Annotated in this window: 13 protein-coding genes; 4 read left to right on the top strand and 9 right to left on the bottom strand. The window is 43.4% G+C overall.

The window, feature by feature from the left end; all coding sequences use genetic code 11:
- Positions 1 to 8: 8 nt before the first annotated feature.
- Positions 9 to 506 carry a TRAP transporter small permease gene (locus tag DXB52_RS02515; RefSeq protein WP_118106421.1) on the bottom strand — a complete coding sequence of 166 codons (498 nt, stop codon included), beginning with the start codon at positions 504 to 506 and terminating at the stop codon, positions 9 to 11.
- A 1-nt stretch (position 507) separates the two neighbouring features.
- On the bottom strand, positions 508 to 1,578 hold the full coding sequence (locus tag DXB52_RS02510) for a TRAP transporter substrate-binding protein (protein WP_118106419.1): 1,071 nt from the start codon (positions 1,576 to 1,578) through the stop codon (positions 508 to 510).
- Positions 1,579 to 1,998: 420 nt separating this feature from the next.
- On the opposite strand from DXB52_RS02510, the gene DXB52_RS02505 reads away from it, so the two are divergent.
- The 4 genes from DXB52_RS02505 to DXB52_RS02490 are packed head-to-tail and all read left to right on the top strand — an operon-like array spanning position 1,999 to position 6,692.
- On the top strand, positions 1,999 to 3,480 hold the full coding sequence (locus DXB52_RS02505; RefSeq protein ID WP_118106417.1) for a UxaA family hydrolase: 1,482 nt from the start codon (positions 1,999 to 2,001) through the stop codon (positions 3,478 to 3,480).
- Between the two features lie 40 nt (positions 3,481 to 3,520).
- Entirely contained in the window at positions 3,521 to 5,017 is a 1,497-nt protein-coding gene (locus DXB52_RS02500; RefSeq protein ID WP_118106415.1) for a tagaturonate reductase, read from the top strand.
- A 1-nt stretch (position 5,018) separates the two neighbouring features.
- Positions 5,019 to 5,660, top strand: a complete 642-nt coding sequence (locus DXB52_RS02495) for a bifunctional 4-hydroxy-2-oxoglutarate aldolase/2-dehydro-3-deoxy-phosphogluconate aldolase (RefSeq protein WP_118106413.1) — start codon at positions 5,019 to 5,021, stop codon at positions 5,658 to 5,660.
- Between the two features lie 3 nt (positions 5,661 to 5,663).
- Positions 5,664 to 6,692, top strand: coding sequence for a sugar kinase (locus DXB52_RS02490; protein WP_118106410.1), 1,029 nt, complete (start codon positions 5,664 to 5,666; stop codon positions 6,690 to 6,692).
- Positions 6,693 to 6,944: 252 nt separating this feature from the next.
- Here the strand turns inward: DXB52_RS02490 and thrH are convergent, their stop codons facing one another.
- The 7 genes from thrH to DXB52_RS02455 form a co-directional block, all read right to left on the bottom strand.
- The gene (gene thrH / locus DXB52_RS02485) at positions 6,945 to 7,547 is read right to left on the bottom strand and encodes a bifunctional phosphoserine phosphatase/homoserine phosphotransferase ThrH (RefSeq protein WP_118106408.1); all 603 of its coding nucleotides are present in this window, start codon (positions 7,545 to 7,547) and stop codon (positions 6,945 to 6,947) included.
- Positions 7,548 to 7,698: 151 nt separating this feature from the next.
- The gene (locus DXB52_RS02480; RefSeq protein ID WP_015529961.1) at positions 7,699 to 9,381 is read right to left on the bottom strand and encodes a phospho-sugar mutase; all 1,683 of its coding nucleotides are present in this window, start codon (positions 9,379 to 9,381) and stop codon (positions 7,699 to 7,701) included.
- Between the two features lie 189 nt (positions 9,382 to 9,570).
- Positions 9,571 to 10,947, bottom strand: coding sequence for a sodium-dependent transporter (locus DXB52_RS02475; protein ID WP_020436749.1), 1,377 nt, complete (start codon positions 10,945 to 10,947; stop codon positions 9,571 to 9,573).
- Positions 10,948 to 11,114: 167 nt separating this feature from the next.
- Positions 11,115 to 12,206, bottom strand: a complete 1,092-nt coding sequence (locus tag DXB52_RS02470) for an ABC transporter ATP-binding protein (RefSeq protein WP_055146529.1) — start codon at positions 12,204 to 12,206, stop codon at positions 11,115 to 11,117.
- Between the two features lies 1 nt (position 12,207).
- Positions 12,208 to 13,248: a FecCD family ABC transporter permease gene (locus tag DXB52_RS02465; RefSeq protein WP_015529958.1), complete on the bottom strand. Its 1,041-nt coding sequence runs from the start codon at positions 13,246 to 13,248 to the stop codon at positions 12,208 to 12,210.
- Positions 13,249 to 13,252: 4 nt separating this feature from the next.
- Positions 13,253 to 14,467, bottom strand: a complete 1,215-nt coding sequence (locus tag DXB52_RS02460; RefSeq protein ID WP_118106406.1) for an ABC transporter substrate-binding protein — start codon at positions 14,465 to 14,467, stop codon at positions 13,253 to 13,255.
- A gap of 14 nt (positions 14,468 to 14,481) precedes the next feature.
- Entirely contained in the window at positions 14,482 to 17,421 is a 2,940-nt protein-coding gene (locus DXB52_RS02455; RefSeq protein WP_118106404.1) for a hypothetical protein, read from the bottom strand.
- Between the last annotated feature and the right edge of the window lie 89 nt (positions 17,422 to 17,510).

The raw sequence follows: 17,510 nt of genomic DNA, 5'->3' as shown, positions 1-17,510 counted from the left end.
ATTCCCCCCTATTCCTCTATTTTCTGTACATAATTTCCTGTACACATATCTGCAATGTTAAGAAGTCCGTAGACTGCAATCAGAACTCCACTGATCGGCATAACTGCGTAGATCACACCCATGGATACTCCAAGAGATGCTGTTTTCTGTGTCATTGTCAGATTCATGATTGTAACACCACCGTAGATCAATACTGCTGCTGCGAAGAAAACGATTAGTACTTCGATCACGATATCAAGCACTCTTCTCTTTCCTTCCGGAAGCTTGTCTACTAAGAAACTCATTTTCATGTGGTCTCTCTTACCGAATACATAAGCGGAAGCAAGCATTGCCATCCATGCAAATGTATATGTAAGAAGCTCTTCTGATACAGTACTTGGTTTGTTGAATATGAATCTTGTTACGATCTGATATGTTCCAACGACTACCATCATTGCAAACAGCAGTACACAGGCTGAGCTTAAGACTGTATCAATACCTTTTCTGATCTTATGTAATGCTTCCATCTTACTTCGCCTCCTTTGTCTCTGCTGTATCAGATGAATCTGATGTATTCGCATATTTTTCATTGTACATCTGGATGTGGTCATACAGATTCTGGATATCCGGGTTCGCATCAAGCATCTCCTGCTGTACATTGCTTACCTTATCTTTAAACAGGTTGATGTCCGGGTAAATGAATTCAACGCCCATATCGTCCTGTGCAATCTTCTTAGCCTGCTCTACCTGAGTATCCCATGCTTCCATCTCTGTCTCTGTTGCCTGCTGTGCCGCATCATAGAAGATCTCTTTCTCTTCATCGTTCAGTCCGTTGAGGAACTTCAGGTTTGCGATCAGAACATCAGGAATAATCTGGTGCATTGTATAAGAATAATATTTGGCAACCTCACCGTGTTTGTTCTCTGTCAGAGCCAGCTCATTGTTCTCCGCTCCGTCGATAACTCCCTGTTGGATCGCTGTGTATACTTCACCGAAACTCATCGGAGAAGCGGCTGCGCCAAATGCATTCGCCATCTTTACACTGGCCGGACTCTGCTGAACACGCATCTTCAGACCTTTCAGGTCATCCGGTGTGTTGATTGGTTTCTTTGCATAGAAGTTTCTTGATCCAACGTTGAACCATGTCATAACACGAAGTCCTGTATCATCTGTAGACTCATAAACCTTTTCCATATAATCGGTATCATTCATTGATGCGAAATAAGCTTCTTCTGATGTAAAGAGGTATGGCATACTGAATACTTCATATACATCTGCAAAGATCTCAAGGTTTGGCGTACCTGCTACTACGAAGTCGATCGCACCTGTCTGCGTCAGCTCGATTGCTTTTGTCTGTCCACCAAGGAGCTCGTTTGGATAAATCTGAACTTCATATTTATCTCCAAGTTTTTCCTCTACAACTTCTTTAAACTTTTCCATTCCTGTATACTCCGGATGTGTCTCTGACTGGGACAGAGCAACACGAATGATTCGTTTTCCCCCATTGATATCCCCTGTTCCGCTGCATCCTCCTGCCAGACCGGCAACAAGACCTGCACAGAGAACAGTGCTGATAATTTTTTTAATCCTGTTTCTCATATTCTTTTCCTTTATTCATTGAATCCCCGGCGATCGAACTGTCTGTTCTTTTTATAGAAATATTCTGGAAGTAACGCATTCCATATTGCATTAAGATGTTAGTGCTTCCTCCTGGTTTTCCTTGTTCGCCGCATTTACACCGTTTCTTGTGTAAGCTCTTACATTTATAAATTAAGTATAACGTGCATTGTACTCGATTGCAAACAATTTCTCGTTTATTTTTTCACAATTTTTATTCTTTGTTTTTGTAGCTTTTTCACAAAATTTGTTGTTTTCCCATTTTTATATTGACCTTTTTCTGATTTCGGTTTACTTTTTATGTAAGCTCTTACATAATCTGTAAGCAATTACATTTTAAAACATTACATTTATAAAAAGAAGTTTCTATTGATACACATTGGAAGGAGGATCAATCGACCTTTGAAACCATTTATTAAAATCCATCCTGCTGATAAAGTCGCAGTTGCACTGTCTCCTCTTAAGAAAGGAACAGAGATCCAGCTCGACGGTCAGACAGTAATATTAACAGAAGACATCCCACAGGGACATAAATTTGCTTTAACTGATATCGCCGAAGGTGAATCCGTTATTAAATATGGAAATCCCATCGGAGTTGCAAAGACAGATATCGCAAAGGGCTCCTGGATCCATACTCACAATATGAAAACAGGACTTGGTGACCTTCTTACATATACTTATAATAAAGAAACTACTCCTCTCGCTGAGAAGGAAGCACGTTTCTTCAACGGTTACAGAAGAAAGGACGGACGCGTCGGTGTTCGTAATGAGATCTGGATCGTTCCGACTGTCGGATGTGTCAACAATGTGGCACAGGCAATCGAGAAAGGTTCCCAGCGCTTTGTAACTGAGAATGTAGAAGGTGTGATCGCATTCACTCATCCATATGGATGTTCCCAGATGGGTGACGATCAGGAGCACACACGTCAGATTCTGGCAGACCTGGTCAACCATCCAAATGCCGGTGGTGTTCTTGTTCTCGGACTTGGCTGTGAAAACAGTAACATTGATGAACTGAAGAAATACATAGGAGAATATGATCCGGAACGTGTGCGTTTTCTTGTTGCGCAGGAATGTGAAGATGAGATTGCAGACGGAATCGAGGTTGTACGTGAGCTTGCCGCTTACGCAGAACAGTTCCACAGAGAACCGATCAGCTGCAGTGAACTTGTAATTGGTATGAAATGTGGTGGTTCTGACGGACTTTCCGGTATTACAGCGAACCCGACTGTTGGTGGATTTTCTGACCGTCTGATCGCCATGGGCGGTTCCACAATCCTTACAGAAGTTCCTGAGATGTTCGGAGCTGAGACGTTACTTATGAACCGTTGTGAGAACGAAGCTCTTTTCGATAAGACAGTTACTCTGATCAATGACTTCAAAGAATACTTTAAACGTCACGGACAGACAATCTATGAGAACCCGTCTCCTGGAAATAAGAAGGGTGGAATCTCCACACTGGAAGACAAGTCTCTTGGATGTACACAGAAGTCCGGTACAGCTCCTGTCAAAGGTGTCCTTGCTTACGGCGAACCAGTCTGTACAAAGGGACTCAACCTTTTAAGCGCACCTGGAAATGATCTGGTTGCCGCAACTGCACTGGCTGCATCCGGTGCGCACATCGTCCTCTTTACTACAGGACGAGGAACACCATTCGCATGCCCGGTACCGACTGTAAAGATTTCTACAAACAATCTTCTCGCTGAGAAGAAAAAGAACTGGATTGACTTCAACTGTGGTGTCCTCGTTGATGACACACCGGCGGATGAACTTGCAGATCAGCTGCTTGACTTCGTCATTAATATCGCATCCGGTAAGAAATCAAAATCTGAAGAAGCTGGTTTCCATGACATGGCGATCTTTAAACAAGGTGTAACACTTTAAGAATCATTGATATATATTTTATGGAAAGGACGATACAATTATGAAAAAGCTTTCTTATGAAACTTTAAAAGAACAGAATTATTCCGGATATCTTCTGGAAAATGCACCGGAACGTGTGCTTCAGTTTGGTGAAGGTAACTTCCTTCGTGCATTCGTTGACTACTTTATTGATGTTATGAATGAAAAGGCAGGATTCAACTCCAAGGTTGTTCTCTGCCAGCCGATCGGACCAGGTCTTGCCGACATGATCAATGAGCAGGAAGGACTTTACACACTCTTCTTAAGAGGATTCCAGGACGGAAAGGAAGTAAATAAGAAACGTGTCATTTCCTGCGTAAGCCGTTGCCTGAACCCATATGCTGATTTCGAAGCTGTTCTTGAGTGTGCTTCTAACCCGGATTTAAGATTCATTACATGTAACACAACCGAGGCTGGAATCGCTTACGATCCATCCTGCCAGTTCACAGATGTTCCGGCAAACTCTTACCCTGGAAAGCTGACACAGTTCTTATATCGCCGTTTCCAGAAATTTGGTCAGGAAGAAGGAAAAGGATTCATCATTCTTTCCTGTGAGCTGATTGATAATAACGGAAAAGAACTTGAGAAGTGTGTTCTGAAATATGCAGAGCAGTGGAACCTCAGTGAGGACTTCTGTGCATGGGTTAAGAAGGAAAATACTTTCTGCTCCACACTGGTTGACCGTATCGTAACAGGATATCCAAGAAATGAAGCCGCTGCAATCTGTGAAGAACTCGGATATGAAGACAACCTGATTGACACAGGAGAAATTTTCGGATTCTGGGTAATTGAAGGACCACAGTCTATCAAAGATGAATTCCCGGTAGACAAAGCGGAACTTCCGATCCTGATCACAGACAACCATAAACCATACAAACAGCGTAAAGTACGTATTCTGAACGGAGCTCATACTTCTTTCGTTCTTGGTGCTTACCTTGCAGGACAGGACATCGTAAGAGACTGTATGCATGATGATGTAATCTGCGGATTCATGAACAAGACAATCTATGATGAGATCATCCCGACACTGGATCTTCCAAAGGAAGAGCTGCTTGACTTCGCTGCTGCTGTAACAGAACGTTTCAAAAACCCATTCATTGACCACGCATTACTTGCCATCTCACTGAACTCTACTTCCAAATGGAAAGCCCGTGTAATGCCATCACTGAAAGAGTACATCAAACGTAAAGGAACTCTTCCTGAATGCATCACAGCTTCCTTTGCTTTCTACATTGCATTCTTCAATGGTCACACTCTGACAGACGAAGGTCTTGTAGCAAGCAGAAAAGGAAATGATTACACTGTAAAAGATGACAAAGAAGTTCTTGAATTCTACCTTGCACACAAGGATGATTCTGTAGAAGCTCTTGTTCACGCAGTATGCACAAACAAAGCTTTCTGGGGTGAAGACCTGACACAACTTGAAGGATTCGAGAGTGCTGTATGCAATTACCTGACACAGATCCGCGAAGAAGGAACCTATGCTGTAATGAAATCTCTTTTAAAGGAGGCGAACTAGAATGAACGCTACATTAGAAAAACTTTCACAGTTCGGTATTGTACCGGTTGTTGTTCTTGATGATGCGAAAGACGCAGCTCCGCTTGCAAAAGCTCTTTGCGACGGCGGACTGGCTTGTGCGGAAGTAACATTCCGCACAGCCGCTGCTGAAGAATCCATCCGCATCATGGCAACAGAACATCCTGAGATGGTTGTCGGAGCCGGAACAGTTCTTACAACAGAGCAGGTTGACCGTGCAGTAAATGCCGGAGCAAAATTCATCGTAAGCCCGGGACTTAACCCAAAGGTAGTAAAATATTGTCTTGAAAAGGGAATCCCTGTTACACCTGGTGTTGTAACACCTAGCGAAATGGAGCAGGCAATCGAGCTTGGTCTTGAAGCAGTTAAATTCTTCCCGGCTGAGCCATCCGGTGGACTTAACATGATCAAAGCTGTTGCAGCGCCTTATACAATGCTGAAGTTCATGCCAACAGGCGGACTTAACCCTCAGAATGTCACATCTTACCTTCAGTATGATAAAATCTTCGCCTGCGGCGGAAGCTGGATGGTAAAAGGAAACCTCGTAAAAGAGGGTGCTTTTGATGAGATCACAAGACTTACAAAAGAAGCTGTAGAACTTGTTCGCACTGCACGGGAGGTGTAAGCCATGGCAAAAGTTGTCACATTAGGAGAAATCATGCTCCGTCTCTCCCCACCGGGATATCAGCGTTTTGCTCAGGCGTCCGACTTCGAGATCAATTATGGCGGTGCTGAGGCAAATGTAGCTGCTTCCCTCGCCCAGTTCGGCAATGATGCGGCATTCGTTTCCAAGGTTCCTGCCAATGCCATTGGAGACGCTGCTGTCGCAACACTGCGTAAGCTCGGCGTAGACTGCAGCCATATCGTGAGAGGAGGTAATCGTCTTGGAATCTATTTCCTGGAAAACGGTGCTTCCGTCCGCCCGTCAAGCGTTGTCTATGACAGAGCGGATTCCGCGATCACAAAAGCAACTGCCGATGAATTTGATTTCGATGCGATCATGGAAGGGGCTGATCTCTTCCATGTATCCGGAATCACTCCTGTCCTGAGTAAAGCAGCTGCAGAACTTACAATGACTGCACTAAAAAAAGCAAAAGAGCACGGAGTAACTGTTTCCTTCGACCTGAACTACCGTGCAAAACTCTGGACAGAAGATATCGAAGGAAAACAGAAAATGCTCTCTGAGATGATGCCATATGTTGATATCTGCTTCGGAAATGCAAGAGATGCTGCCAAATGTCTTGGATATTCCGAGGAAGGTGTTGACTTCATCAATGGAGACTATCAGATCTGTGTCGATGAAGAACACATGACCCATGTTCTGAACCACTACGGATTCACTCATCTGATCACAACTCTCCGTAAGAGTATCAGCGCATCCGACAATGGCTGGTCCGGTGCTGTCTGCACAGCAGACGGACTGTACCACGGACGCAATTACGATCTTCACATCGTAGACCGCGTCGGCGGAGGAGATTCCTTCGCTTCCGGATGCCTGCACGGTATCCTTGCACAGATGGGTGCCGAAAAAGCCTTAGAGTTCGGTCTTGCCGCAGCTGCGATCAAGCACACGATTCCGGGAGACCTGAACTTTATCTCTGAAACAGAAGTATTAAATCTCATGGACAGCGACGGTGCCGGTCGCGTGCAGAGATAACTCAGAATGTGTCAAGGCACATTCTGACCCTTATGCCGGCCGCAAAAAGCCATGGTTCTGTGGTCGGCATTTTCATCAAATATAAACCAAAATATTAACTTGCCAACAACCATTAAAAACATATAAACATTTTTCCTAAAATTTTTAAATATAACTATAAGAAACCGCACACTATAACAGATGAACATATCAAGATTTGTTCTCCTGTTATAGTGTGCGGTTCTTTTTTGGGTCTTAACTGGCCTATTTTGCTTATTTCATCGCATCTTTAATTGCTGTCAGAAGCTCATCATAAGTCTCATATGCCGGAAGTTCCGGATGATCTGCTTTGATCTGCTCTGTGCTGCGGAACAAGAATCCTGCCTTACTTGCCTGGATCATGCCAAGGTCATTGTAGGAATCTCCGCTTGCAATTGTGTCAAATCCGATAGACTGCAGTGCTTTCACAGTACTTAACTTAGACTGCTCTACGCGCATCTTGAATCCTGTGATCTCGCCGTCCTCAGCTACTTTCAGACTGTTACAGAACAGTGTCGGCCACCCCAGCTTCTCCATCAGCGGTGTTGCAAACTGTGTAAATGTATCACTGATCAGGATTACCTGGCTGAATGTGCGGAGCTCATCTAAGAACTCTCTCGCTCCCGGAAGCGGATCGATCTTTGCGATTGTCTCCTGGATCTCTTTCAGTCCGAGACCATGCTCTTTCAGAATTCCAAGTCTCCAATTCATCAGTTTATCATAGTCAGGTTCGTCTCTTGTTGTCTTCTTGAGTTCCGGAATTCCACTCGCCTCTGCGAATGCAATCCAGATCTCCGGTACAAGTACTCCCTCTACATCAAGACATGTTATATACATCGTAATATTCCTCCATCTGTTTCGTTCTCTAATCACTTTATTACTTTACTGTAATGTATTGATTTTAACATATATGCTACATATTTACTACTTATTTTTTTACGACATTGAAAAAGGAGACCAGATATCTGATCCCCTTTCCCATCTTCTATTACTCCATAATAGGTTTCAGTGCTTCTGCAAGCTTCTCTTTCTCAGCTTCTGCCTCTGCAAGATCTTTACCAAGTGTTGTGTAGTAGATCTTGATCTTCGGCTCTGTTCCGGATGGACGAACGATTACTGTCTCGTTGTTCTCCAGTTTGTAAACAAGTACGTTAGCCTTCGGAAGTCCTGTTTCTTCTGTCTTCTCGTAATCGATCACGCTGGCTACTTTGTATCCTGCGATCTCTTCCAGAGGATTCTTACGAAGATTTTCCATGATTCCTGACATCTTATCCATTCCGCTCAGTCCCGGGAATTCAAAGCTATCGATCTTGTTGAGATAACGTCCGTACTGTGCGTAGATCTCTTCCAGTCTCTGTTTCAGTGAACTTCCGATACTTCTATAGTAAGCGGCCATCTCACAGATCAGCATAGATCCGATGATTGCATCTTTATCACGTACATAAGGTCCTGCAAGGTATCCGTAGCTCTCTTCAAATCCGAAGATAAAACGGTCAACTTCTCCTGCTGCCTCGAGGTTCGCGATCTGATCTCCGATCCATTTGAATCCTGTCAGTACGTTGCGAAGCTCTACTCCGTAATGCTCTGCAACTGCATCTGCAAGTGGTGTAGATACGAGAGATTTCACTGCTACCGGTTTCTCAGGCATTGTGCCTTTCTCGATACGTCCTGCTGCGATGTAGTCAAGAAGAAGAACTCCGACTTCATTTCCTGAAACAAGCTCATAGGATCCGTCCGGGCACTTCATAGCGATTCCTACACGGTCTGCATCTGGGTCTGTTGCAAGCATGAGGTCTGCACCTGTCTCTTTCGCAAGATTCAGTCCCAGCTCAAGTGCTGCAAAGATCTCTGGGTTCGGGTAGCTGCATGTTGTGAAATATCCATTCGGGTACTCCTGCTCCGGTACGATTGTTACATCTGTGATTCCGATGTCTTTAAGTACACGTGTTACCGGTACTAATCCAGATCCATTCAGTGGGCTGTATACAAGCTTAAGTCCTGCGCTCTTACACAGACCCGGACGAACCTGACGGGACTCGATTGCCTCATACAGTGCATCCTTACAGTCATCTCCTACGAAACGGATCAGACCTTCTTCAACTCCCTGAGCGAAAGACATATACTTCGCACCTGTAAGTACATCTGTCTTCTGGATCTCTTCGTATACGATTGCTGCTGCATCATCTGTCATCTGGCATCCATCCGGTCCGTATGCCTTATATCCGTTATACTTCGCCGGGTTGTGGGATGCTGTTACCATAACACCTGCGTTACAGTTATAATAGCGTGTTGCAAAGGAAAGTGCCGGTACTGGCATCAGAGCATCGTAGATTCTTACTTTAATTCCGTTCGCTGCAAGAACTCCTGCTGCTGTCTTCGCAAACACATCACTCTTGAGTCGGCTGTCGTAGCTGATCGCTACTGTCTGTGTACCGCCCTGTGTCTTTACCCAGTTAGCGAGTCCCTGTGTAGCCTGACGAACAACATAGATATTCATTCTGTTTGTTCCTGCTCCAAGTACACCACGAAGTCCGGCTGTTCCAAACTTCAGCGCAACTGCGAAACGCTCCTTGATCTCGTCATCATTTCCCTCGATTTTAGTTAACTCCGGCATCAGATCTGCGTCTTCCAGGTCTGCTGCCATCCAGCGCTTATACTCTTCCTGATACATCTTAATCACTCCTATTATTTTCTTAAAATGTAAAATTATTGCAATTCAGCCATACAACGTAAGACCGTCAGTTTATGACCACTTCGTTGTATGGCTGAACTGTTTCTAAACTTTACAAGTCTAGTTATATTATACCATGCAGGTAGATTTACAGCAAGATTACTTGTCTATTTTAACAAGCATTTTCCATTACATAGAAATAATTCCCAATACATTTGCAATAGAACTTAATAATATAATAATCAGGCAGATCGGTGCCAGATATTTCATAAAGAACATGTATAATTTCTTTCTCTTAAATGCAGATGACTGCTCAATCTCCCTTGCAATCTTGTCAAATCCAACGGTACGAACGATCAAGAAGCATGTTGCAAGTGCTGCAAGTGGCATCATCACTGAATTTGTCAGGAAGTCAAAGAAGTCCAGACATGCCATTCCGAAAATCTGAATAAAGCTCAGTACTCCATATCCCATAGAAGATAAGGTTCCGATTATAAGCATAACAGCAACCATAAGGATACAGCATTTCGGTCTGCTCCAGTGAAGTTCATCCTGGAATGTAGATACGCTTGTCTCCAGAAGTGAGATTGCACTTGTCACTGCTGCAAGAAGTACCAATATGAAGAACAGGATACCAGCCAGCCTTCCAACGCCCATACTTGCGAATACCTTCGGAAGTGTGATGAACATCAGAGATGGTCCTGCCTGCAGATTATCCGGGTTTCCACCAGAGAATGCAAATACAGCCGGAATGATCATAAGTCCTGCGAGCATTGCGATTGCTGTATCGAAAATCTCAACCTGTGTTGTACTCTTCTCAAGATCAACGTCTTTACCAATATAAGAACCATATGTATACAAAATTCCCATCGCGATTGACAGGGAGTAGAACATCTGTCCCATTGCCGCAACAACCGTCATTGCTGAGAAGTGCTTTGGATTCGGAATCAGGAAATACTTCACACCTTCAATTGCTCCCGGTCTTGTTACAGAATAAATTGCTACGATAACCGCAAGGATAACAAGGATTGGCATCATAATCTTAGATACTCGCTCTACACCATTCTCAACTCCTGCCAGGATAACGCAGAATACAAGAATAGAAAACACGATGAACCATGCTTCTACCTGAAAAGAATCTGAAATAAATTCTGTAAAATATCCGTCCTGTGCAACAGTCTGCACATTTCCTTTCAAATACTCTGCAAGGTACTTGATAACCCAGCCACCGATCGAACTATAATACGGCACGATCAGCATAGGGATTATTGCATTGAGCCATCCGCCGATCTTAAATGATTTTGTCTTACCAAATGTCTGAAAAGCTCCAACCGGACTTTTTCTTGTCATTCTTCCAAGTGCTGTCTCTGACATGATCAGAACATATCCAAAAGATACGGTCAGAATCAGATAAACGAGAAGGAAGATTCCCCCTCCATATTTCGCAGCCAGATACGGGAATCTCCAGATATTTCCCAGGCCGACTGCTGAGCCTGCAACAGCAAGCACATATCCAATTTTACCCGAGAAGCTTGCTCTCTTTGCTGATTGTCCATTGTTACTCATAAATTGCCTCCCATCACATAACAGTCTGTACTGCTATTTTCCCATCTTTTTTATAGCCTATACTGTTCTATTCTACCATTCACAATCATGAATAGCAACAAAAAAGAGCGTTGACAGCGCTTTTTAAACACATTTAAAATGCTATCTCGGCTCATTTTTATACGTTTTTATAATTTCCCTTCTATTTCTGCTCTTTCAAGCAATCTCTCAATCCCTATATTCCATGTTCCGATCTTCACTCCGGCATTGATCACACGCTTACATTTCCCTATTGTCTCAAATGCTTTCTGAAGCGTTTCTTCCCGAATCTCCTCAAACGGTTCTTCCGTGATCACTTCTGCTGCCAGTAATCTTGCCAGCCGGTAATCCATATCATTTTCATATAAAATACCTGCCGCAAACGGGATGTGCTCCTTCTGAAGTCTTCGATAAACCGGGATTCCAGTTCCGCCGGAAGAGATCACGAACACTTCCGGCTCACCCTCCGGCGCAGGAAGTTCAATACTTCCAAAAAGCGGGTCAAAATATCCATTATTGATTCCATACAATTCGCGAATGATTTCTTCTGTAAATACTTCTTCCGGACTTCCGTAATGTGAAATCGTCTCGCCTTTGACACAGATGATCTTATCTGAAATCTTCTGTGCCAGATCGATTTCATGAAGAGACATAATCACCGTAATCTTCTTCTGCCTTGCCATCCGCTCAAGGATAGACAATAGCTCCAACTTATATTTTACATCCAGGAATGAAGTCGGCTCATCTAAAACGATCACATCCGGGTCCTGACAGATTGCTCTCGCCAGCAGAACGCGCTGCTTCTGTCCATCACTAATCGCATTAAAATCACGGTTGCCGAGCTCCTGCGCATGCACCGCCTGCATCGCCTCTTCCACCAGACATTCATCTTCCTGCGTCAGAATCCCAAGTCGTCCTGTGTAAGGATAGCGTCCGGTCGCCACAATATCATGACAAGTCATCAACTCTGTCTTGATCCGATCCGTCAACACGACCGCCATCTTAGACGCAAGCTCTTTGTACGGCAGTTTCAGGAGAGAAGTATCGTCAAAAAATACATTTCCTCCAACGACTTTCAACTGTCTTGTAATACTTTTCAAAATCGTTGACTTTCCTGAACCATTCGGCCCGATCAAAGTCACGATCTCCCCCTTGTTGATCCCGATATTAATATCACGGATCAGGGAGTTTCCATTATAACCTACCGACAGGTCTTTCATTTGAAAATAATAATCTGCCATCTTATTTTCTTCCTCCCTTCGGTATCATCATATAGATAACGATCGGTGCACCCAGAATAGAAGTCACCGTACTGATATTCAATTCCACCGGTGCCAGTGCCATTCGTGCGATCAAGTCACAAATCATACAGAACACAGCTCCCATAAAGAACGTTCCCGGTATAACCACGATCGGTTTTGATGTTCCAAATGCCTTCCTTGCAAGAAACGGAACTGCGATTCCCACGAAGGAAATCGGTCCCGCAAATGCTGTCACACACGCTGACAGAATACTGGAAAGCAAGATCAAAATCACGCGAAATGTCTTGATGTTGACTCCCATACTCTGCGCATACGCTTCTCCCAATTGATATGCACTGATTGGTTTGGACAGGAAAAATGTAAACAGCACCGCAAGTCCGACAACCACTGCTGCCACACGAATATTGCTCCAGCTCATTCCGGAAAAACTTCCCTGTGACCACCCGTGCAGATTCACAATATCAGAATCATCCGCAAATGTCACAACAAAATCCGTGATAGCCGAACAGATATATCCGATCATGATCCCCCCGACAAGAAGAGACGCCATATGCTGCACTTTTTTCGACATCAGAAGGATAAATCCTGTCGAGATCAGCGACCCGATAAATGCTGCAAGAATCAGTGTATACGAAGAAAATCTTCCGATATATTTCAAATACACGATCATTGTAAGTGCCACGACCATTTTCGCTCCGGAAGAAATTCCGAGAACGAAAGGTCCGGCAATAGGATTGGAAAAAAATGTCTGCAGCAAAAAGCCTGAAAGAGACAATGCACCACCAAGCAGTGCTGCCATCAGAATTCTCGGAAGACGGATCTTCCATATAATATTGTACTCTGTCGCCGCTCCTTCTTTCAGAAAGAGAATGCGCAGAATCTTAGGTACCGGAATATGAACATTTCCGGTATTGATATTTAGCACTGTCACAACACAAAATACTGCTGCAAGAATCAGAAATACCGCTGTGTATCTTGTACGCCGTCTGAAATTTTCCTGATGAAAACTTGTCTGCTCCATTCTTCTACTCCATCTTTTCAAGAAATGTCATCTGAGATGCATCACCGTCTGTCAGCATCAGATGCATATCTTTGATCAGCTCTCCGACTGTATCTGTTGCCTGATATAAGTTCTTTCCGGTATACCAGACATTTCCGTCTTTCACCGCCTTGAATTCAGAGAACAATTCATTCTTTGCTTCCAACTCACTGATACTATTTATCTGTCCGTCGATCGTCCCGTTGTAGATCAGATAATCTGCATCCACAGCAGTCGCATAGAATTCCTCCATCGTCAGTTTAACAGATGGTGCGTTGCTGTCCGGATTCTTCAGATCTTTGAACGCATATCTTCCACCTGCGATTTCGATCATTGACGGAATATAATCGTCAGATTTTCTCACAACAATTGAACCATCTGTACTCACATAGAAATAAGCAACCGTCTTTTCCGTGTTCTCGAATCCTTTCAGTTCCTCGATTACATGAGCCTGCTGGTCAAAAAATGTGTCCGCTTCTTCCTCTTTATTCAGAAGTGCCCCATAAAGCTTGATCCACTCGGTTCTTCCAAGCGGATGTGACTCGTAACTCGAATAATCCACAAATACTGGAATCCCAAGATCTTCAATCATTTCCTGTACCTTCGGTGTATGAAGGATCATCGTTGATTCGATTGCCAGATCACAGTCTCCGTCAACGAGAGTCTCATAATCTGGTTCGCTGTATTTTCCCGCAAATGTCATCGCTCCGGATTCCATTGCTTCCTTTGCACTCTCTACATACCAGCCGGAAGCCTCAAGTCCGGAGAATTTCACCTTGTCAATTCCGCCAATTGCATCAAACAGAGACATGGATGCTGTCGCCGCCATATAAATATTCTCTGTCGGCTGCTGGATCACAACAATATCATCCGCTAGATTTTCCGGTTCTTCTTCACCTTCCGGAACGATCAGATACTGCTTATCTTCATGAACGTCGATCAGCTTATATCCATCCTTATAATAGTATACATCGAATTCTGTCGCGTAAGTCAGATCCATTGTAGATTCATAGGTAAGCCCTTCGATCTCCGGTGCTTTTTTTGTCTTGTCAGCTGCATCTTTGGTCTTATCCTTTGTTACATCTGTACCTGCTGAATTATTACCGCTGTTTCCACCGGAGGCTGCGGTAGAACCGCAGCCTCCGAGCAGAAGTGCAGCTGAAAGCATTAACGCTGTGATTCTGCATCTTCTTATCTTCATTCTATTTTTCTCTCCTATTTCTCTGCCGCTGCTACTGCCGCATCAAACTTCTCGTTCGTCAGCTCTTCACATCCGTAGAGAACACCGTAAACCTTGATCCACTCCTGCTTTCCAAGTTCTGTCTTTTCCTCGGAAGAACGATCAACGAGTACCGGAATTCCAAGTGTCGCAAGCTTCTCTGTCAACTCCTCAAACTGCTCCGTCTGCTCTTCCAAAGTCAACGTCTCTTCTGTATCCTTACTGTCTTTCTTGTCAGTATCTTTTGCTTCTACTTCGGTTTCTTCTGATTTCGCACCCGGAAGGATATCTCCTGTAAACAATGCAAGATTCACTTCACTCTTCACAAGGTTCTTCAACTTCAGTTTGTCCGCTGTTCCTGCATATGCAACTTCAGCATTCTTCTCACCGTCTTTTGCTTTCATCTTATCAGCAATCTCGGATACTGTACAGTCTTTGCTCTTCATTCCAACTGCTGCAACATTATCGAGAAGATCTAAGTCTTTCATCATATTCAGAATCTCATCAGACTCTGCATAAGTATGATCTGTCGGTTTTTTCACAATGATCATATCCTGCTCAAGGCCAACCGGAACTTCCACATCCTCCGGAACGATCAGATATTTCACAACATTTCCTTTGTAAAGCTCTGCTGCCAGATCCTGTTCGCTTGTGCCGTTGTTATCCGAAGCTGCGGATTCCTCGACAGAAGCATCTGACTTGCTGTCGGTATCAGATTTCTTGGTATCTGCTGACTTTGCATCCTCAGATCTGTTAATTGTGACAGATGCAACTTTTTTCTTAGAAGATTTTTCTGAGTCCGAATTATCCGCTTCTGATTTCTTATCCTCTGCTTTCTCCGGATCTCTGGCTGTATCTTTCGTCATGTCGATCTCAAGAAGTACGATTCCCTGATCATAATGATAAATCTTGAAATATTCTGCATAGTCAAGCTTTGTCTCTGACTGATATTCCAAGCCTATGATTTCAGGTGCTTTTTCGTCCAACTTCTGGTTACTATTTGTTGAAGCAACTGTTCCGTTTGCAGATGTTCCTCCATTAGCCGCTGCAAGATAAATGAAAATCGTATATTCTATCTCATGTGCGACAGACATTTTGTCCGTCATTCCAATAATCTTATTGTTCTGATTCAACGCAACCGGGATAACAGCTGTCGCTGATCCGCCGCCCTTTGTTGTGTAATACTTATTTCCGTTCGCTTTCACATACTGATAATGATCACTGCTGAACACGAGTGTTGCATAAGCCTGTCCATTCTGGATCGTCACTTTATTACAAGTAATCTGAACCTTACCTGTTCCGCCTGACCAGGTAAAACGGTCCGGAGTATATACACCGTCTTTCAGTGTTGTTCCACTGTCTACATGAGAAGTAGAGCCACTTGTATCGGATTCGTATTTTGATACATTATCTGCTTTTCCGTCGTTTCCATCTGTTTTTCCTGAATTAGTTCCAGGTACAGAACCGCCTGGGAAAGCAGAATTGTTTGTTCCTGTATTACCTGTATTGTTGGAACCACCAGTAGTTCCGGAATTTCCTGTGTTTCCATTGTTTCCTGTATTTCCGGAATCGCCTTTATTATTAGAATCTGTGGAATTAAGATCGGCAATCTTCTTCATTGTCTCTGACTGGAAAGTCAGCGTTCTGTCATACCAGATTCCTTTTTTAATGGAATAGGCTGCTACCGCGAGTTCTTTATCTAATGCTTCTACCGGAACAGTATAAGTATATTTTCCTTCTTCATTTACCTGATAGGGAATCCAGGATGACTGATCTGCGCTTGTAGCCTCTTCCTTTGTTCCCATATACAGATAGCCGTAACCGGTTCCGCTTAATGTAAGCACGGCACTCATTTTTCCGTCTTTCGCTGTCAAGATACAATCCACTACTTTAAACATAGAAGAACTGGAAACTACGTCCATGCTGTAGATTCCGTTGGCTACTGTTGCTTCCGGTGTCGGAGTTGGAGTTGGCTCTGGATTAGGCATTGGATTCGGTGATGGAGTTGGTTCCGGTGATGGTTCTGGTGTTGATGTTTCTTCTGGAGTTGGGATATACATCCACAGATACATCGTATCATACCAAGTTTGCTTTTTTGATCTTCTCAAAGATACCGGAATTGTCTGTCCTGCCTGCGCCTGCGGCACTTTAAAAGTAAATGTCATTCCTCCATCTTCTGTCTTTGTTCCTTCAATTATGGAAGACTTCAGAAGGTCATCTTTAGAGCCAAGATAAAGTGCATCATAATGTGCTTTTTCTGTCTTAATTGTAATTTCAAGCTCACCATCTTTTTTCGTAACTGTTGACTTGCTGACCTTGAACATTGCGAACTCTTCGGCGTTTTCTTTTACTACCTTCACAGATTCTCCTGTTACAGAAGGAGCCTCCTGCAGTGGCGGAAGTTCCGGTTCCGGAGTATTCGTAGAATCGTTAGAATCTGTAGAAGATTCTGATTTACCTGTCTCATCTTTTATCTGTATATCCTTATTATCAGCTTTTTCGTCCGCAACCTGATCTAAGACAGTTGTGCCTGAATTTTTCCCAGTGGTTTCTATATCTTTCTCTTCTGAGTTATTTTCTAAGTTGTTTTCTGAATTATTTTCTGAGTTATTCTCTAAATTTGGTTTTGTTTCTGCTTCGATTGAATTCTGATTATCTGATTTATCCGAAGAATTATCAACTTTATCAGATTCCTCTTTCTGATCTTCTTTCGTTAAATCGTCATTTCTTTTATCTTCTTTAACATTTCCTGCGTCTTCTGTCTGACTCTCATCTTGTTTCTTATCTGGATCAGCTTCTTCCACCTCAACAGTTCCCTGTAAATTTGTCTCATATTGCTGCTCATTTTCTGCCGCATATGTTCTTGTATAAGACAATGGTGAAATCATCATAGAACCTGTCAGCATAAGCGCAAGCCATCTGCTCTTATTTTTCATTTCTTTTTTGTCTCCTCATAAGCTGTGAATTATAAAATGCGAAAAATGGATAGAATTACCCTGACTCGAATGAATGATTGCTGGTCACA

The sequence above is a fragment of the Ruminococcus sp. OM04-4AA genome, from assembly GCF_003462585.1.
Taxonomy (GTDB): domain Bacteria; phylum Bacillota; class Clostridia; order Lachnospirales; family Lachnospiraceae; genus Mediterraneibacter; species Mediterraneibacter faecis.
This window is presented reverse-complemented; position numbering and strand designations above follow the sequence as displayed.